This is a genomic window from Pseudoalteromonas sp. AS71, assembly GCF_038900275.1.
Lineage (GTDB): Bacteria > Pseudomonadota > Gammaproteobacteria > Enterobacterales > Alteromonadaceae > Pseudoalteromonas.
On the sequence record NZ_JBBMQZ010000014.1, the window covers coordinates 116,330 to 135,646 of the forward strand.

Sequence of the window (19,317 nt, forward strand, 5' to 3'; positions counted from 1 at the left end):
GGGCGTACGCGGCTATTGATTAAAAACAGCCGCTTAAAGCTTATTATTACTTGGTGTGAGGTTTAGCTTGTTGCCAATCCATACCGGTAGAAAAGCGATTATCAAACCCGCGCCACTGTGGCAGCGGCTTACCGTCAACAACAGCTTGGTCGCCGTTTTGTGGTAAATCTAAGTATTTACACTCGCTGGCTATGCCTTTTACGTGGCAATCCATCATGGCAAGTACAAAGTGTTTGTTGATTTCGTTTAGTGTGCGCATAGACCACGAAGGCTCGTAGTAATGGCCTATATCTAGCTCACTGCTGCTTTGTGCAATAGCAGGGGCTGGGTGTGGTGCAATATTATGGCGTGCATTTTTGTAAGTAAGCATGTACTTATCTTTGCTGCCTGTTTGTTCATAAAGGTTTTTAATGCCTTCATAGCCTGAAATGTCATCTAGGTTACCGGCTACATAAAGCGAAGGTACTTTAATGTTTTCCATTGCTTTGGCATCAAATATAGCGTGCTGTCCGCCCCATGGGGCAAAGGCCACCATCGCTTTTATACGTGGGTCTACTTTTGGGTTTTGGTATTGCCCACCAGCGCAGCTGTTTAGTAATTGCTGTACTTTTTCAATTTGAGCAGGGTCTTTCATACCCGTAAACATAGCCGTAGTTTGCTCATTAAAAGCGTAACAGCCACCTATCGTATTTACAGCGCCATAGCCACCCATTGAGTAACCAATTACGCCTGCGCTTTTGTTATCTACTTGTTTGCTTGCAAAGTTTTTTTGCTCATTAAAGTAATTAATAACAAACTGCTGATCGCGTGAACGATTTATTAGCGTACTAAAAAAGCCAGAGAATGGTGCGTTTTTAAAATCAACATCGGCATTGGTCGAATCGGTATGATCAAGTGCAACAACAATGTAACCGTGCGATGCTAAATGCTCGCCAAGGTAGTACATAATTGTACGGTAACCGGTATAACCGTGCGAAAGCACAATGACAGGGTAGTGCTCTTTATTATTAATGGCGACATCACGCATTGCATCGGCTTGCAAAGTAAACTCTTTACCTGAGCGAGTTTCATCTGTGTAGCTGGTAAGTGGCGCTTTTGCTGTATTTGCAGCCGGATACCACACCTCTACTTTTAAAGGACGATCTTTTTGACCTTGTGTAGCGGGGTCAAATTGCGCAGGGTTAACTAAATCAAGTGTTTGCACACCTACATTGTAGCTACCTTTAGCTGCAAGCTCTGGGAGTACTTCGCTAGTGATTGGCGGATATAGCTGCTCTGGTTTATTAGATTCAGCAACAGCTACACTGACAGATAAACTGCACGTAGCAAGTAATATGGCTTTTGAAAGCGCCTTGAGTGTGTGTGTCATTGTGTGTCCTTGTTGTGTATTTTTATTTTTTAATTAGTCAGTTCAGCCGACTCGACGGCATTGCTATATTGCAGTTGCCATTGTGCTCGCAAGGTATCCATTATATTCATAACTCGTAAGCTAGTACTTAGTGGCAACACGCTGCTTTGGGTTTGTTTTTGTAATATACACTGCGTGACATGTGCAATTTCAAACTTAAAGTTTTCATCGTCGCTAAAGTTGTATTCAAAGTATTTAGGGTCTTGGTCACTTATATGTAGCTCTATAGATTGCGCGCCTACAAATTGAGGTATTCGAATATAGCCAAGCTCACCATTAATACATGCTTCTGTGGGGCCACTTTGTTGTAATGCGCTGGCAAGAGATGCAAATTGCCCGTTACCGTAATCAACTAAAGCAGTGCTTCGCTCATCAATACCGGTTGTGCTTTTATGTACAAAGGATTTGATGTGTTCAGGGGCTTTATTAAATACCACATCAGCAATCGAAATAGGGTAAATACCTAAATCGAGCAGGGCGCCACCCGCTGTTACAGGGTTCATTAATCGGTGAGTGTCTGCAAAGCTGCCAGGTAAACTAAAGTTGGCATTAACACTGTGCACATTACCAATAACATCTTCTCTTAGGAGTTGTTGTAATTTTACTATGGCTGGTAAAAACCGCATCCAAACGCCTTCCATTAAAAAGCAGTTTTGTTGCTTGGCAAGCTTAGTGAGGCTTTGCAACTGCTTAGCATTAACGGTAATTGGTTTTTCGCTTAGCACGTGCTTATTGTGTTTTAAGCATTGGGCGATAGTTTTAAAGTGTTGATCGTGCGTATTAGCAATATATATGGCATCTATATTTGGGCACTGCATAAGAGCTTGATAGCTCTCATAGTCTTGGATATTGTATGGTGTGGCAAATTCTTTAGCGCGCTGCATACTCGTTGATGCCGCGCCAATAAGCTGTGCATCACTACAATGCGCAATGCTTTTAGCAAAGGTGTGAGCTATATTGCCACACCCAATAATTCCCCAATTAACCTTTGCCATGCTTATTCCTTAGTTTTATTTAAAAAGACGTAATTTGTAATCCTGAGCCCGCTGAACATACATAAATATCAGCATTTAAGTTAAAGCGTTCAAAGTAGTGCTGCTCAACCGCTGCTTTAATTAGTGGTACTTCAGCATCACGACACAAACATACAATTGCGCCACCAAAGCCGCCACCCGTCATACGTACTGCACCGCGATCGCCCATGGCTTCTTTACAAATCTCTACTAGACCATCGGTTGCAGGTACGGTTACTTCAAAATCGTGTTTAAGTGATTGATGCGATGCTGCCATTAGCGTGCGAAGTGCATCCATATCGTTATTTTGTAGTGCAGTTGTTGCTGCAATTACACGGTCGTTTTCGCTAATTACGTGGTGTGCACGTTTATATTCGTTTTCGCTTAATGTCGCTTTTACTGCTTGCAGGGCAGTCATGGTTGCTTGGCGAAGTGTTTCTACACCCATTTTTACAGCAGCTTGTTCGCAGTCAATACGGCGCTGGTTGTATTCGCTATCAACTAATTTACGCGGGTAGTTTGAATTAACAATAACGATATTTAAATCATCAGGAACTTTAACTGATTTAGTTGCTAGGTTTTCACAATCAATTAATAGCGCATGACCGTTTTCGCCTTTGGCTGAAATAAGCTGATCCATAATGCCGCATTGGCAATGCATAAAGTCGTTTTCGGCTTCTTGGCCAAATAGCGCAATTTGCTCTGGCGGTAAACCAAGCTGTGCAATATGGTTAAACATACCGCCTACAGCAACTTCTAGTGCGGCCGATGACGACAAGCCACTACCTTGCGGTAAGTTACTGTCAATTAGTAGGTCGGCACCACGCAGAGTGTAACCCGCTCTTTTAAGAACGTAAGTAACAGCACGAATGTAGTTACCCCATTGCGATTGGCCTTCAGTGATTTCTTCATCAACACTAAAGCTGTCTTTTTCGCCTGGGTAATTTAAAGAATGCACAGTGATAATATTGTCGTCGCGCTCTTTAAACATTACTTGGGTACGAAACTCTAACGAACACGGTAAAACAAAACCGTCGTTGTAGTCGGTAAATTCGCCAATGAGGTTTACACGGCCCGGTGCTGCTGCAATACCTTGAGCAGGCGCGCCATACAGTGACAAAAATTGTTGTTGGAATTCGTTAAGCTTCATCTGTGTGTCCTGCTGTATTTTTATAGTGTGTTGTACTGGCTGCTTTTAAAATAGAAGCAGCAGTTTCTGCGCTTAAATCGCGTTGGCTTTCGCCTAGCATTTCGTAGCCTACCATGTGTTTTTTAACAGTAGCAGAGCGAAGTAGCGGCGGATAAAAATGGGCATGCAAACGCCAATGTTGCTCATCAGAGCCTCTATTAGCCGGTGCATTGTGCCAACCCATTGAGTAGGGAAAGCTGCAATTAAATACGTTGTCGTACTTAGTGGTTAATACTTTAAGTGCCTGAGCCAAAGAGTCGGTTTGCGCATCGTTTAGCTGGCTAAAGTTTTGAATGTTATCTTTAGTTACTAGCATTGTTTCAAACGGCCACGCTGCCCAAAATGGCACAACAACAAGCCAATGTTCGTTTTCAAATACAACACGTGTTTGATCTGCTTGCTCTTTTTGCGCGTAATCGGCAAGCATGGCTGTGCCATGCTTTTTATAATAGTTAAGCTGCTGGTTATCTTCGGCTTCTATTTCGGTTGATAAATGCGAATGTGCCCATACTTGGCCGTGAGGATGAGGTTGCGAACAACCCATGATCTCGCCTTTATTTTCAAAAACTTGTACGCATTCGTACTGCTGTGCAAGCTCTGTGTAATTTTGTTTCCAGGTTTTTACTACTTCGTGCAATGCGTTTTGGCTAAGCTCTGGTAGTGTTTTATTATGCTCTGGCGAAAAACAAATTACGCGGCATTCGCCACTGGCTTCGTCGGCAATAAATAAATCGCTGTCTGATTCTAAGCTTTGTAATTGCTCGCTGGCATTAGGTGTGAGTGCACCAAAGTCATTTCTAAATACGTGTGTGTATTTATAATCAGGGTTACTGTCGCCATTTGCACGGGTATTACTTGGGCAAAGTGGGCAGTTTTCATCGTGTTTTGGTAATACGTTTTCGTTAACGGCTTCTGTTGCGCCTAACCATGGACGGTTATTACGATGTGGTGACACTAATACCCAACGACCCGTTAGCGGATTTTTACGTCTGTGAGTACTTTCTAATAAAGCCATATTAACTCTCCAACCCACTTGGGTAATTAGTTTGCCAGCGCCATGTGTCGTTTGTCATGTCGCTAAGTGTTAGTTCTGCGTACCAGTTAAGTGTGTTTTGCGCTTTTGTAGCATCGGCGTAGTTACAGGCAATATCACCTGCTCGGCGCGGTGCAATCTTATACGGAATATCTTTATTGGCTGATACGCTAAATGCGTTGATCATATCAAGCACAGAATAACCTTGCCCTGTGCCTAAGTTGTAAGCATGAAAGGCGGTATCTGTTTTATGCTGCATAAATGCCGCAACATGACCTTTAGCTAAATCTAAAACATGAATATAGTCGCGCACGCCTGTGCCATCTTCGGTGTCGTAGTCGTCACCAAAAATATTAACCACGTCACGTTTACCTACTGCAGTTTGGGCAATAAATGGCATTAAGTTATTAGGAATACCATTAGGACTTTCACCTAATAAACCACTTGGGTGTGCACCTACTGGGTTAAAGTAACGAAGCGCAATACCCATAAATTGACTGTTGGCATTACATACGTCTTGCATGGCTTGTTCAACCATGACTTTAGTCCAACCATAAGGGTTCGTTGCGCGTATAGGATGCTTTTCGTCAATAGGGAGGTAGTCTGGCTCGCCATATACTGTAGCCGATGAGCTAAATATAATATGGTTAACGCCTTCATCTTGCATGTTTTGTAGCATGCTTAATGTGCCCGACACGTTATTTTGATAATAACGCAGCGGTTGCTCGGTAGATTCGCCAACGGCTTTTAAAGCTGCAAAGTGAAAGACAGCTTCGGCTTTAGTGTGTTTTAGAGCGAGCTTAAACTGTTGCTCGTCTTGTATGTCGCCCAAAATAAACTCAAACCGAGTACCTGTAATCTTTTCGAGTTGGTCAAGTACCCGCGCACTTGCATTAGACAAGTTATCATAAATAACAGGTGTAATACCTGCTTCATGCAATGCAATACATGTGTGGCTACCTATGTAACCCATGCCGCCAGTAACTAAAACTTTCATGTTATTTCTCGAAAAGTGTATTTATATGATAAATACTACTATTAAGGTGGTTTAAAAACAATAGTTATGATTGCTGAGTAATTCAAATAAAAGCATAAAAAATATTCAGCTTAAACACTCATCTTCCTCTTAAAGGAATGCTTTTATATTAACTAACATAGGCTTAGCTTTATCAATTGATTAGATAAACTGATTCGATTATTGACCTAATTTCAGCGGTAGGGGGGCTGCTAATATAGCGAGAACAAAGTTAGGATAAAGCAACATAAATAAATCAGTTTTACTTACCGGTGTTACCGATAGCACTTGCTAGAAACGCAAAGATGTTATTAACCCAAGTACTATATTTATGAAATCTGTGGGTGGCTTTGTAAAGTTTTAGAAAAAATCCTTATGGTTGATCTAAAGAGCTCACTTGTCAGTGAGCTCTTTTTTTAGCTGCATTACTGCTCTTGCTGCAAGCGCTCGTATAGCCAATCTTTTAATTCTGTACGTTCATGTTTTAGCTGATGCATTTGCTCATCGCTTATGGGCGCATCTTTGAGCTCTAACACTCTAATTTCTTTATCTAGCTTGTCGTACTTATCTGCTTTTTTTGCAAATTCAGTATCGCTTTCATTTAACTCGGCAATTGTCCTTAAGTACTCTGGAAAGTCATTAGTTAATGAGTGGTCTTCGCCTAACATATTCGCTCCTTAATAGGATATAAATGAGCTCACAAGTAAGTGAGTTGTATGAGTGAATTACTGCCTTTCATATAATACACTGGGGCTTATATAGATATAATTCAACCATTGAGCCGCTAATTTGATGCAGCACAAACAATCTGTTTATTTTGCTCAGTTAGGCATTTCACTAAAGTGTTTAATAGAGCGATCAATAAACGCACGTACTTTAGGGGTCAATAATTTATTGTTGGGGTATACAGCCTAAAAGGTGTGTTAACTACTCGCGAAAAGCTTAAAGCTCGATATTATTGCTCAAGGTGCAAGGAATCTCTGACTTGAGAGAATAAGTTTAAATATCACCATGATTTAATACGTTAATAAATCTCTTAACCAGAGTTCGGGTTAAGTGAACCAGTACCCACTAAAGACTTTAAAGAACTTTTAGCAAAAACAGTTAATTTTTAACGCTTTTTGCTAATTTATGTTGGCTAGTTAATAGTGGTAGAATGCAGCGCTTAGTACCATTTGTGTGAAGTAAGTGGTCAATAATTTATAAGGTTTGTTGTGTAATGCTGTTAATGATCGATAACTACGATTCGTTTACTTACAACTTAGTGCAATATTTTCAGCGTTTAGATCAAGACGTTTTAGTAAAACGTAATGACGAGCTAAGCATTGCACAAATAAAACAGTTAAACCCGCAGCACATCGTGTTATCGCCGGGACCATGCACGCCTAACGAAGCGGGTATTTCATTAAATGTTGTTGAGCAACTAAAAGGACAATACCCTATTCTAGGGATTTGCTTGGGGCATCAAACTATCGCGCAAGCTTTAGGGGGAGATGTAATTCGTGCTAAAAAGGTTATGCACGGTAAAACATCACCCATAGTTCACACTAATAAAGGTGTGTTTAAAGGTTTAGCCAATCCGTTAACGGTATGTCGTTATCATTCTTTAGTGGTTAAAGCACAAACTCTACCTAAAGAGCTTGAAGTAACAGCATGGACTCAGACTGAGCAAGGCGAGTTTGACGAAATTATGGGATTGCTTCATAAAGAATTAGCAATCGAAGGTGTGCAGTTTCACCCCGAAGCTATTCTAACTGATCAAGGCTTAGAACTGCTTGATAACTTTTTAACTCGCTTCTAATGTTATAATACACAGAGCATTTAATACTTTATTAATGGATGTCATGACTGAACTTGAAGCGCAACAGCGTACTGCCAAAATATTAAGCCAACGGGCTCATGACTTATTGCTTGGGCACAGCTTTGCGCATCAGCAAATTGGTTTCATTCATACATTAGATATAGATTACGGCGAACCGATGAAGCAACGTACTTTGCTTCAGGTTGAAGTGGCCGCACAGAATAAACGCCAGCAAAGCAGTACTGCACATCATAAGTATCGCGCTCAAGCGAGTGAGCAACTACACAAAACAATTGAAACAGCTATATATAAGCAGCTCGAAGATATAGATGGCGTGATTCATAGCACCATAGGCATTGAAGATGGCATTGCCAATATACTCGATATATTAGCTGTAAAGTCGGCATCGGTAGGGCGTTTAGAGCCATTGGTTAATGATTTAAGCTGGTTGGGTAGGGAGTTAGTAACGCTCGTTAATTTACCTTACTATCGTAATCAACGTAGTAAAAACACGTCTGTAAAAGTAGATAAGCCATCGCTCGCCCTTCGTTATATTGGCCTTGATAACTTACAGCTCGTTATTCCTACATTTGCTGCCCGTCATTGGATGCCACATAGCACCGAGCCATTTTCATTATTAAAACGCCGGCTACGCGACAGCGCGATGGCAAACGCGATTGCAGCGCAAAAAATTGCACAAATTAATAATGTGAATGACGTCCATGCATTTACCCTTGGAATGCTTTTAGATGTAGGACGAATTGCATTGGTGCGTTTGTACTTAAAAACGTTTGAGAAAGTATGGCAACGTAAAGTGCAGTTAGCCCGAAATGAAAACCAAAAAGATTTACACACCGCATTATTAGAGCTACAGCCCGACCCGCTCTTTTTAACCACTCTACTTAGCAATAAGTCGATAGAAGTAAGCGCCAAAGTAATAGACAAAATGGCTTTTAAATATTTACTGTTTAAAGGTGTAATGCAGCAGCTAGTAAATGGGGTAGATAAGGGCGATACATTACTGCCGTTAACACAAGTAATGCTAAAGGCACGTTGCTACTCTCAATACCTTAATTTAAAAGAGCATCAACTTATTGAACCTGACGAAACTCTAAGCTGGTTTTCGTACTTTAAGTTCACTAAAACGGAACTAAAAACCCTCCAATCGAGTAATTTTACCAATTTAGCTATTCAAATTGACTAAAAATCTGAATTTTTTGTTAATTCTTTTGCGACTAACCATTCATTCTCACTCTATTGTTATATTGCATATTTGCCGATTAAAGCGTCCGCGCCTCGGTGCTCATGCGGTTAGTTGCCTAAAAATAAGCATAAATAGTTATGCAAATAGTTATTCACTATCTATGAAATAATATCTTTAGCCCTTTATTTTCAAGGGATACATGAAAGTTTTTAACGAGACAGATATAAGTAATTCTGAAATAATGTGCGTCTGAAAATTGAACCACAAAGCAATTTTGCGCAATTATCAGGTTACTGATCTTGCCTATAAAGTTGGTTACAAATATTAACCAAACACCTATTTTGATGTTTTGTGTTGCTCACAATTAAGAGGAAATAAAATGACAGTCAATCGCGAATTATTTGATCACGTAATGGTTCCTAACTACGCACCTTCAAGCGTAATTCCTGTTCGAGGCGAAGGTTCTCGCGTATGGGATCAAGAAGGTCGAGAGTTTATCGACTTTGCTGGTGGTATTGCAGTTAACTGTCTTGGCCATTGCCACCCTGCATTAGTAGGCGCATTAAAAGAGCAAGGCGAAAAAATCTGGCATCTATCAAATGTAATGACCAATGAGCCGGCACTTCGCCTAGCTAAAAAAATGGTTGATGCGACATTTGCTGAAAAAGTTTACTTTGCCAACTCTGGCGCAGAAGCAAACGAAGCAGCGCTTAAATTAGCGCGTCGTTTTGCACTTGATAAGTTTGGCGCAGAAAAATCACAAATCATCGCGTTCAACAAAGGTTTCCACGGTCGTACATTCTTTACCGTAACCGTTGGCGGCCAAGCTGCCTATTCAGATGGTTTTGGTCCTAAGCCTGGCGACATTGTACATTGTGATTACAACGACCTAGCTGCTTTTGAAGCGCTTATTAGCGACAAAACATGTGCCGTAATGATGGAACCTCTACAAGGTGAAGGCGGTATTGTTTCGCCGACTGACGAGTTTGCTCAAGGCGTTCGCGATTTATGTACTAAACATAACGCACTGCTTATTTTTGATGAAGTTCAAACAGGTGTTGGCCGTACTGGCGATTTATACGCATACCAAGGCTTAAACATAGTACCTGATATTTTAACTTCAGCTAAAGCACTTGGCGGCGGTTTCCCTATTGGCGCTATGATCACAACAACTGAAATTGCACAGCATCTTAAAGTAGGTACTCATGGTTCTACTTATGGCGGCAACCCGCTTGCGTGTGCTGTTGCAGAAGCTGCATTTGATACAGTAAATACCCCAGAAGTACTTGCTGGCGTAAAAGCTAAAGCAGCATTATTTAATGAACTACTTACTGCGGTTAACGAAAAATACAACGTATTTAGCGAAATCCGTGGCCAAGGTTTATTAATTGGTGCAGTAGTGAACGAGCAATATAAAGGTCGTGCAAAAGAGTTTTTAGTGGCAGGGACTGAGCAAGGCCTTATGTCATTAGTTGCTGGTGCAGACGTAATACGTTTCACTCCATCTTTAGTAATTCCTGAAGCGGACATTCGCGAAGGTATGGCACGCTTTGAAAAAGCAGTAGCAAGCGTAGTAAACGCATAAGCGACTTAAGCCAACCAATTAAGGGCAAGCACTGCTTGCCCTGCAATTCCTATTTACCGTTATTTATAAGGGAGCAAGCGGACTCATGATGATCCTTCGCCCAATCCAGCAAAATGATTATTCAGCATTACTGAAAATTGCCCACGAATCAGGGCATGGTTTTACGTCTTTGCCATTAAACGAAGAACTATTGCAAAAAAAGATCGACCATTCAGTAAGCTCTTTTGCTAAACAAACGTCACAACCTGGTGACGAAGGCTACCTGTTTGTTCTTGAAGATAGCGAAACCGGTGAAGTTGTAGGAACGTCTGCAATTGAAGCGGCAGTAGGGCTTGATGATGCATTTTATCATTATCACTTAAGTAAAGTGATTCACTCTTCGCGCACATTAGATGTATACAAAGCGGTTGATATTCTAACGCTATGTAACGACTACACAGGGGCTACAGAGCTTTGCACATTGTTTTTAAAAGATGGTTATCGTAAAAATTGTAACGGTAAACTACTTTCCAAAGCGCGCTTTATGTTTATAAAGCAGCATCAAGAGCGTTTTGCACAAACAGTGATTGCAGAAATGCGCGGTGTGTCTGACGAAAACGGCAGTAGCCCTTTTTGGCAGTGGCTAGAAGAGCATTTTTTCTCAATGGATTTTCCAACAGCCGATTACCTAACAGGTATTGGCCAAAAGGTTTTCATTGCTGAACTAATGCCTAAATATCCAATTTACGTAAATTTGCTAAGTAAAGATGCGCAAGCTGTAATAGGTAAGGTACACGACAATACACGCCCAGCAATTGAATTATTAAAAAGCGAAGGCTTTACGTTTAATGGCTACGTAGATATTTTTGACGCGGGCCCAACTGTTGAAGCCAAAGTAGATAACATTGCGACTATTCGTAATGCGCATAACTTTAAAGTTGAAATAGGCCAAATGACTGGCGACACCATGGTGTTACTAGCTAACGAAAAGCTTAATGACTTTAGAGCGACTGTTGCGCCAATGTCGTTTGACGATCGAGCTAAAAGCCTTATTTTATCGCAAGAAATAGCAGATGCACTGCATTTGCAAGCTGGCGATATTGTTAGCGCAACCCCAGTTTAATTTAGGAGAAAGTATATGACTCATCCTGCACAATTTATAAATGGTCAATGGTCTCAAGGCCAAGGCACAGAATTTAATTCAGTAAACCCTGCAAATAACGACGTTATTTGGCAGGCTTCATCGGCAACTGCGGCGCAAGTAGACACCGCAGTAAATGCAGCGCGCGAAGCGTTTTATGCATGGGCTGATAAAAGCTTTACTGAGCGTTTAGAAATAATTAAAGCATTCGCAGCGCAATTAAAAGAAAACAGCGAAGAGCTCGCTATTACTATCGCACAAGAAACAGGTAAGCCACTGTGGGAAACTCGCACAGAAGCGGGTGCTATGGTTGGTAAAATTGCCATTTCTGAAAAAGCATTTTTAGAGCGCACTGGCGACGTAGAAAACGCAATGCCACTTGGCCGTGCGATGATTCGCCATAAGCCACATGGTGTTGTAGCTGTATTTGGTCCGTATAACTTTCCGGGTCACTTACCTAATGGGCATATTGTTCCAGCGCTTTTAGCGGGTAACACAGTTGTGTTTAAACCGTCTGAACTGACTCCTAAAGTTGCTGAGCTTACGCTTAAGCTGTGGGAAAAAGCAGGTTTACCAGCAGGTGTAATTAACCTTGTACAGGGTGAAGTAGAAACGGGTAAAGCCCTTGCTGCTCACAAAGGTATTGATGGCTTGTTCTTTACGGGTTCTTCGCGCACTGGTCATATTTTACATGAACAGTTTGCGGGTCAACCGGGTAAAATTTTAGCGTTAGAAATGGGTGGCAACAACCCACTTATTATTACCGACGTTGAAGACACTAAAGCCGTTGTACACGATATTATTCAATCAGCGTTTATCTCAAGTGGCCAGCGTTGTACGTGTGCACGTAAACTATTTTTACCAACTGGTAGCAAAGGCGATGTGATACTGGAGCGTTTAATCACAGCAACTAAAGCGATTAAAGTAGGTAACTATGACGATGCAGACCAGCCATTTATGGGTTCTATGATCTCATCAGCTGCAGCAGCAGGCATGGTTAAAGCGCAAAACGAGCTTGTTGAGCTTGGCGCTCAAGTATTAGTAGAACTTGAGCACACAGCCAATACCGGCTTTGTAACACCAGGTATTATTGAGTGTACAAATATTAGTGACTTCCCAGATGAAGAGCATTTTGGACCACTTTTAAAAGTATTCCGCTTTGACGACTTTGACCAAGCCATTGATAAAGCAAACGATACAACCTTTGGTTTATCGGCTGGTTTATTAAGTGATAGTGCAGCAGATTACGACCACTTCTTACGTCGTATTCGTGCAGGTATTGTTAACTGGAATCGCCCAATTACTGGCGCATCTAGCGCAGCACCGTTTGGTGGTATTGGTGCATCGGGCAACCACAGAGCAAGCGCGTATTATGCAGCTGATTACTGTGCATACCCAGTTGCTTCGGTAGAGCTTGAAAAAGTAGCGATGCCAGCAACACTTAGCCCAGGCTTAAAAATAGATTAAGTAGTAATACTACTTAATTATTATAAAAGCAGCTCCGGCTGCTTTTTTTGTATTGCTAACGCGCAAAGCTAGCAATCAACAGCGCTTTCTGCTTAAATCAAAAATAATTAATTATACAAAGGTGGTACAAAAATGGTTTTAGATAGGCAAGGGTACGATGATTTGATCATGTATCTAACTCAAAATTTAGCATTGTTTGAGAAGCCAGGCGAAATAAAACCAGGTGCCCCAACAGTAATGGAATTAATCGAAGACGTTATTGCACAAAATGTGATGCTTATTTGCGAGCAGCACACAAACCTCAACACAGAGCAGCGTAGTCAAATTGTACGTGAAGTTGATGGCATAGTTTACGATTTAGAAGAAGTCCTCAGCAGCATCACCTCACAGCCTGTCACGGTTGAACAGCATGCCTTTATAGACGAATTTGCAGGTTTAGTAAAAAACCTCTTTGATAGTGCTTTAACGCAACAATCTTAGTCATTTTATAGCCCTGCGTTGCATTTTCATTTGCAACTACGGCTAACTTGCTTACAATCAAGAAAATATTTTTTGAGATATAACAATGCAAGCAAATGTAAAATGGGTTGAAGGCGATACGTTTATTGGTCGTTCTAATTCTAACCACAATGTTGTGTTTGATGGCGGCAGCGATAGTGCAGCACCAAGCCCAATGGAAATGGTTTTAATGTCAGTTGGCTGTTGTTCATCAGTTGATGTGGTTAGTATTTTAAAAAAAGCCAAACAAGATTTTTCAGATGTACAAGTACAACTAAGTGCAGAGCGCGCCGAAACAGCCCCTCGCGTGTTTACCAAAATCAACTTACACTTTGTTGTTAAAGGCAATAATGTGTCTGAAAAGCACCTTGCACGCGCCGTTTCACTCTCTGCTGAAAAGTATTGCTCGGTTGCATTAATGCTTGATAAAACAGTAGAAATTACGCATAGCCACGAAGTTGTGCAAGAACAAGCAAAATAACGCTTTTTCCTCGAGGAAAATTCGTATAAAATCCGCGAACTTTTCATTCTGCAGGTGCAGAACCCACTAATTTATAGGTTGGTTTATTATGAACAAACCCTTCGATAAACTTAAACTTCATGGTTTTAACAATTTAACCAAAAGTTTAAGCTTTAGTATTTATGATATTTGTTACGCAAAGACCGAGCAACAACGTAAAGAATATATTGAATATATCGATGAGCAGTACAGTGCAGATAGACTAACCGACATTTTAGGTGAAGTTGTTGATATTATTGGTGCTAACATTTTAAATGTAGCGCGCCAAGATTATGAACCGCAAGGCGCAAGTGTAACTATCTTGGTTTCAGAAGAACCAGTAGAAGAGCAGCAAAATTACGATGCTGACGAAGCACCAGGCCCATTACCTGATTCAGTTGTTGCGCACCTAGATAAAAGCCACATTTGTGTACACACATACCCAGAAGCTCACCCTGATGATGGTATTTGTACATTCCGTGCTGATATTGAAGTGTCTACTTGTGGCATTATTTCGCCACTTAAAGCGTTAAACTTCTTAATTCATAGCCTTGAATCAGACGTAGTAACAATTGACTACCGCGTTCGTGGTTTTACCCGCGACATAAACGGTGTTAAGCACTACATTGATCACGCTATTAGCTCGATTCAAAACTTCATGACAGAAGATACAAAAGAAGCGTACCAAATGATGGACGTGAACGTGTATCAAGAAAACCTGTTCCATACCAAAATGATGTTAAAAGAAACCGATCTAAACACGTATTTATTCGGCCTTTCTACGGCAGATTTATCTGAGGGCGAAGAAGACGAAATTCGCTCAAAGCTGACCCGTGAAATGCAAGAAATATTCTATGGCCGTAACCTGCCAGATACAGAATAATAGCAACGAATTAAATTAAAAATGGCGCTCAATGAGCGCCATTTTTTTATGCTTTATTTTACAAGCAATAGCTGTGTTTGTCGGCCATTTAAATACCAGACACCGCTTTTTATCAAAAATAGCATCTTCCTCTAGCATTATTCTTATTTCTTTATTCCACTGTTTTATAAACACAGCATTGTTAAGCTCAATTGAGTAAGCTGTATTTAAATGTAGCGGATAGTCACCATCTCCCGGTACACCTTGCTGAGAATCCCACATACCTAATGTAGTGCCAGCAGCGTGGCCATGATAGCCAAGAGGATGAGTATAAATAGTGGGTTTTAATCCCTGATCAATAGCGGCTTTTCGTGCTGCAGCTAACACCTCATTACCGGTTTTACCTACCGCAAATTGATTGGTAAATATGTCTTGTAGTTTATTACCGCTTTTTAGTGCTTCAACTAAGTAACTAGGCGCACTCGTTTCGTTTTCTTTGAGCACATACGCATGCTGCTGCGTGTCGGTATTTAAGCGTAAATAAGTAATCCCAAAATCTACATGAAGCAAGTCACCGGCTTGTATAACGTTATCATCGTAGCCATTGGTAAAGCTTTCTTCATGATCGAACGACTTCGCATCGGCGCGCTGAATAGCAATACTTGGATGAAACCATGTTTGTAGTTTTAGCTCTTTTACGCGCTCTCTAAACCACCATACCAAGTCATCGCTAGTTGTTTGACCAACCGTAATTGTTTTACCCGAAAACCCCTCTGCAATAATGTGATGGGCAATAGCCACAATATGCTTATACATTTTAACTTCTTCAGGAATGCGTTGCTCTAACCACGCAACAGCAAGCGGCTCTGCAGAAATTATTTTATTGTGATAAGCGGCGGGCAAGTTAGCCATTAAGGTTTTGTAATCGCCTAGCACAAGGCCATCGGCATGTGCCCAGTCGGTAGAAGTATTAAGCGCAATGTTGCGAGGTTTGTATTGCTCAATAAGTGTATTGAGTGCTTCCCACTGGCTTGGTTGCGTTTGTTTATCCCACCCTTTCTTAAATACGTTACCTATTTTATAAGGCGCAATAGCGTAAGCATCAACTCCACCTTGTTTATTAAGTGCAAATAGCAAAATAGTGGTGCGTCTGGCTGAAAGCCATGTTGCAGGCAGCATTGTTTTTAATATTGGATCTTCGTTATATTCTCGACTTATAAGTAGCCACATATCAGTGTTGTGCTGCTTCATTAACGAGGGCATTAAGGTATTAACTCTAAGCTCAGTTATTTTATCTATAAACGCAGCGCGCTCTTTCATCGATAAAATAGCGGGAGCGTCATCGGCTTTAACAAAGAGGCTTAAAACAAGCGTAGTTAGCAAGCTTACGTAAAGTAGGAGTTGTTTAGTAAAGTGCATAATTGTTTTATTTTTAGGCTAGTTAATTTATAACATGCCTGAAGAGCGACTATAAAAAAACAATTTGAGATAAACCGCACACAAAAAAGCCCAGCTAAAAAGTAGCCGGGCTCTTGTATAAACAGTTTTATTACTTAAGCATACTGTATAAAAGTGCAAATACAGCAAGCGAGCCAATCGCTAATATAAATAGCGTGCTAAAGCGATTTCGGTATTTATGAAGTGCAGGTACTTTATAAACTGCAATCATTGGCATAATAAATAAAATCATCGCAATGATAGGGCCCGATAACTGATCCATCATGTCTAAAATACTTGGGTTTTTAACAGCACAAAACCAAATAGCTAAAAACATGATTAACACACCAATTTTATCGGTAACGCCAGCGCTTAAGCTTGTTTGCTTAGTTACTAAACCTGTAAAGCTTTCGCGTGCACCTAAGAAGTGCCCCAAAAACGACGATGTAATAGCAATAAAGGCAACAAGTGGCCCAAGTGTGGCAATAAACGAGTTATCAGTAATATTGGCAAGGTAGGATAAAACCGATACGTTAGCCGCTTTAGCCGCTGCCATTTGCTCGCCTGTAAGCGACAGCACGCAAGAGAATACAAATAACAGTACAAAGGTAATAAGTAGCAAGCTAGTGCGCTTTAAAATCGCCTCAGACTTGTGTGTAGCTTGTTTGCCGTAATGACCGCGTTGCACATTCACAAAGCTTGAGATAGCCGCTGCGTGGCTAAACGAAAACACAATAATAGGAATCGATAACCACAACGTTTTACCAAAGCTGCCTATTTCAGGCACAGTCATATCTGGCATCTGCCAGCTTGGGATTAAATAAAGTGATAAAAAGAACAATATACCCACAAGCGGATACACTAAAATAGCAAAGGCACGCAGCATTAAGCGCTCGCCGCCCATCATTAAGCTAATCATACCTGCAACTAATACGCCCGAAAGTAGCACGCGAGATGGTGATTCCATCCCCATTTGATTAACCATAAAACTATCAACAGTATTGGTTAAACCCACACCGTAAATAAGCAAAATTGGGAATATAGATAAAAAGTACAATAAGGAAATTAACCGGCCCGCAGTCACACCAAAGTGCTCTTCAACTACATCGGTAAAGTCGGCATCTTTATTTTTTGATGAAAGTACAAAACGCGCTAATCCACGGTGCGCAAAAAAGGTCATTGGGAACGCTAAGCACGCCATAATAATTAATGGCCAAAAACCGCCAATCCCAATGTTAATAGGCAAAAATAAAATACCCGCACCAACGGCGGTACCAAATAAACTTAATGTCCACTGCGTATCGTGCAGGTTCCATTTAGTTTTTGAGTCTGAACTTGTGCTTGTGTGTGTGTTTGGCGATGCATTTGAAAGTGTTGCATCTTGAGATGTTGTCATGTGTGTGTGCTCATCCATTATTTAAATAATAACTGCGCCGAAGGGTATAGTTTTTAGCTTAAAATTTCATGTTTTGAGGGGGCTTGCAGGCTAATTAATTAGGCTCAATTGCAGGGTAAGTGTCATGAATACTAAACAGCGGTGTAAAAGTGAGCAAAAGCCTTAAATGACAACACCACATTATAATTTTAGAGTAGGTTGGTTAGAGCGCAGCGAAACCCAACACGCTATAGCGACACGCGAGCAGCAAAGCCAAGATAGGCGGTTTTCATAACGTAAAAACAGGGGAAGGTCATTTTTATTGGTTTTCATTTAAAATCAAAATTTGCTCCCAAAAGCTGTTAAGTAGAAGGCATTGATCAGAACTTCATAAGAGATTTTTTCTAAACTCCGTTATACTCCCTACAATTGAATACGCCAAACGAAGTAAATAGGCCACTAACTGCAATGAGCAAAGACATTCTTTTCCATACTATTTTTGTGCACGAAACCAGTAAAATATGGGTTGTATTTGTCCATGGAGCAGGTGGTAGTTCGGCAATTTGGTTTCGTCAGCTTAAGGCTTATAAGAAAGAATATAATGTATTGTTGCTTGATCTTCGTGGTCACGGTAAATCGAATAACTTAGTACAAAACTTTGTTGATAATAATTATTCGTTTAATAATGTCTCTAAAGACATTATCGATGTGTTAGATCATAACAATATCACCAGCGCGCACTTTGTTGGCATTTCATTGGGCACAATTATTATTCGAAATATTGCTGAAATTGCGCCGCAATATGTTTCTAGCATGGTGCTAGGTGGAGCGGTTACTCGTTTTAATACTCGCAGTAATACATTGGTTTATTTAGGTAATACTTTTAAACACTTCCTGCCTTATATGTGGCTGTATCGCTTATTTGCTTTTATTATGATGCCGAAAAAGCGTCATAAAGAATCTCGACTTTTGTTTGTTCGTGAGGCAAAACGCTTGTGCCAAAAAGAGTTTATAAAATGGTTTAAATTAGCCATGGACGTAAATCCTTTAATGCAATATTTCAAAGAAAAAGACATCGATATCCCCATTCTCTACATTATGGGTAAGGAAGATCATATGTTCCTTGGCCCTGTTAAAGAAATGGTTAAGCGTCATAAAAATAGCGTACTGCAAACTATTCACCATTGCGGCCATGTTTGTAATGTGGAACGCCCAGACTTATTTAATCAACACTCGCTTACTTTTATCGCCCAGCAAAATCGTTAAGGGTTTTAGAAGGAGTAGCTCTTTCTTTTTGACTTTAACCCTAAACTCAAAATAAGACCTGATCTAAAGGGATTATTCTGAGCGTGGTATGTAGTAATCGAGAAGGTAATAAAAACGCATGCTTTCTTGTACATGCCTATTGAGAAGCAATGTTTACATTAGAGCTTTCTGATGTGAATATAAGATTAGTTTTTTTGAGTTGACCTTTCAATGCTGGAATCGGAGAAGAATACATAAATGGAATTTAAATCACATAAAATAATTATTGATCCAAACGACCCTTTTGAGAATGACAAGCTTGGACGAAAACCTCATGTCGAAAACTTTACTACACTCCTCAAAAACATTAGCTCACCGATTGTTTTATCCGTGAATGCTCCTTGGGGGCAAGGTAAAACTACATTTTTGGAGATGTTAAAAGCTAACCTACAAATAAATGATTGTTCGGCAATTTACTTTAGTGCCTGGTGTAGTGGCATAGTTAATTTGGCCACCCATTAAGAAAGAAATGTTATGCTGATAAGCATACAAATTTGGGTGAAAAA

17 protein-coding genes and 1 pseudogene are annotated in these 19,317 nt (G+C 40.5%); 10 read left to right on the forward strand and 8 right to left on the reverse strand.

Translation table 11 applies throughout. The features are described from left to right. Positions 1-46: 46 nt before the first annotated feature. From WNY98_RS12165 to WNY98_RS12190, 6 genes are all read right to left on the reverse strand, one after another. A complete protein-coding gene (locus WNY98_RS12165) occupies positions 47-1,369 on the reverse strand; it encodes a dienelactone hydrolase family protein (RefSeq protein WP_342878023.1) in 1,323 nt (440 codons plus the stop codon). Between the two features lie 29 nt (positions 1,370-1,398). Continuing rightward, positions 1,399-2,403, reverse strand: coding sequence for a Gfo/Idh/MocA family oxidoreductase (locus WNY98_RS12170; protein WP_342878024.1), 1,005 nt, complete (start codon positions 2,401-2,403; stop codon positions 1,399-1,401). Between the two features lie 19 nt (positions 2,404-2,422). Beyond that, complete coding sequence (gene galK / locus WNY98_RS12175; protein WP_024600064.1) at positions 2,423-3,571, reverse strand: galactokinase; 1,149 nt, start codon at positions 3,569-3,571, stop codon at positions 2,423-2,425. Beyond that, a complete protein-coding gene (locus WNY98_RS12180) occupies positions 3,561-4,625 on the reverse strand; it encodes a UDP-glucose--hexose-1-phosphate uridylyltransferase (protein ID WP_342878025.1) in 1,065 nt (354 codons plus the stop codon). Before WNY98_RS12180 ends, galK begins: the two co-directional genes overlap by 11 nt. 1 nt (position 4,626) lies before the next feature. Beyond that, positions 4,627-5,640: a UDP-glucose 4-epimerase GalE gene (gene galE, locus WNY98_RS12185; protein ID WP_182724806.1), complete on the reverse strand. Its 1,014-nt coding sequence runs from the start codon at positions 5,638-5,640 to the stop codon at positions 4,627-4,629. Between the two features lie 443 nt (positions 5,641-6,083). Then, positions 6,084-6,326, reverse strand: coding sequence for a YdcH family protein (locus WNY98_RS12190; protein WP_024600067.1), 243 nt, complete (start codon positions 6,324-6,326; stop codon positions 6,084-6,086). A gap of 551 nt (positions 6,327-6,877) precedes the next feature. Here WNY98_RS12190 and WNY98_RS12195 point away from each other — a divergent pair. From WNY98_RS12195 to speD, 8 genes are all read left to right on the forward strand, one after another. Continuing rightward, positions 6,878-7,459 (forward strand): aminodeoxychorismate/anthranilate synthase component II, encoded by a 582-nt coding sequence (locus tag WNY98_RS12195; RefSeq protein WP_010555016.1) that lies wholly within the window; start codon positions 6,878-6,880, stop codon positions 7,457-7,459. Positions 7,460-7,502: 43 nt separating this feature from the next. Then, positions 7,503-8,663, forward strand: coding sequence for an HDOD domain-containing protein (locus WNY98_RS12200; protein WP_342878026.1), 1,161 nt, complete (start codon positions 7,503-7,505; stop codon positions 8,661-8,663). A 379-nt stretch (positions 8,664-9,042) separates the two neighbouring features. Then, positions 9,043-10,248: an aspartate aminotransferase family protein gene (locus WNY98_RS12205; protein WP_024600070.1), complete on the forward strand. Its 1,206-nt coding sequence runs from the start codon at positions 9,043-9,045 to the stop codon at positions 10,246-10,248. Positions 10,249-10,333: 85 nt separating this feature from the next. Continuing rightward, positions 10,334-11,350: an arginine N-succinyltransferase gene (astA, locus tag WNY98_RS12210; RefSeq protein WP_024600071.1), complete on the forward strand. Its 1,017-nt coding sequence runs from the start codon at positions 10,334-10,336 to the stop codon at positions 11,348-11,350. A gap of 15 nt (positions 11,351-11,365) precedes the next feature. Beyond that, positions 11,366-12,835 carry a succinylglutamate-semialdehyde dehydrogenase gene (gene astD, locus WNY98_RS12215; protein ID WP_024600072.1) on the forward strand — a complete coding sequence of 490 codons (1,470 nt, stop codon included), beginning with the start codon at positions 11,366-11,368 and terminating at the stop codon, positions 12,833-12,835. Positions 12,836-12,967: 132 nt separating this feature from the next. After that, positions 12,968-13,315 carry a DUF3802 family protein gene (locus WNY98_RS12220; RefSeq protein ID WP_007580087.1) on the forward strand — a complete coding sequence of 116 codons (348 nt, stop codon included), beginning with the start codon at positions 12,968-12,970 and terminating at the stop codon, positions 13,313-13,315. An 85-nt stretch (positions 13,316-13,400) separates the two neighbouring features. Continuing rightward, positions 13,401-13,814 (forward strand): OsmC family protein, encoded by a 414-nt coding sequence (locus tag WNY98_RS12225; protein WP_024600073.1) that lies wholly within the window; start codon positions 13,401-13,403, stop codon positions 13,812-13,814. 88 nt (positions 13,815-13,902) lie between these two features. Further along, on the forward strand, positions 13,903-14,715 hold the full coding sequence (speD, locus tag WNY98_RS12230; RefSeq protein ID WP_007376266.1) for an adenosylmethionine decarboxylase: 813 nt from the start codon (positions 13,903-13,905) through the stop codon (positions 14,713-14,715). Positions 14,716-14,768: 53 nt separating this feature from the next. On the opposite strand, the pseudogene WNY98_RS12235 reads toward speD, so the two are convergent. Then, positions 14,769-16,113: pseudogene (locus WNY98_RS12235) on the reverse strand (M24 family metallopeptidase). Positions 16,114-16,243: 130 nt separating this feature from the next. After that, positions 16,244-17,527: an aromatic amino acid transport family protein gene (locus tag WNY98_RS12240; protein ID WP_342878027.1), complete on the reverse strand. Its 1,284-nt coding sequence runs from the start codon at positions 17,525-17,527 to the stop codon at positions 16,244-16,246. A gap of 447 nt (positions 17,528-17,974) precedes the next feature. Here WNY98_RS12240 and WNY98_RS12245 point away from each other — a divergent pair, with 447 nt between their 5' ends. Beyond that, positions 17,975-18,772 carry an alpha/beta hydrolase gene (locus tag WNY98_RS12245; protein WP_342878028.1) on the forward strand — a complete coding sequence of 266 codons (798 nt, stop codon included), beginning with the start codon at positions 17,975-17,977 and terminating at the stop codon, positions 18,770-18,772. Between the two features lie 237 nt (positions 18,773-19,009). Next, a complete protein-coding gene (locus tag WNY98_RS12250; protein WP_342878029.1) occupies positions 19,010-19,273 on the forward strand; it encodes a P-loop NTPase fold protein in 264 nt (87 codons plus the stop codon). Positions 19,274-19,317: the final 44 nt, after the last annotated feature.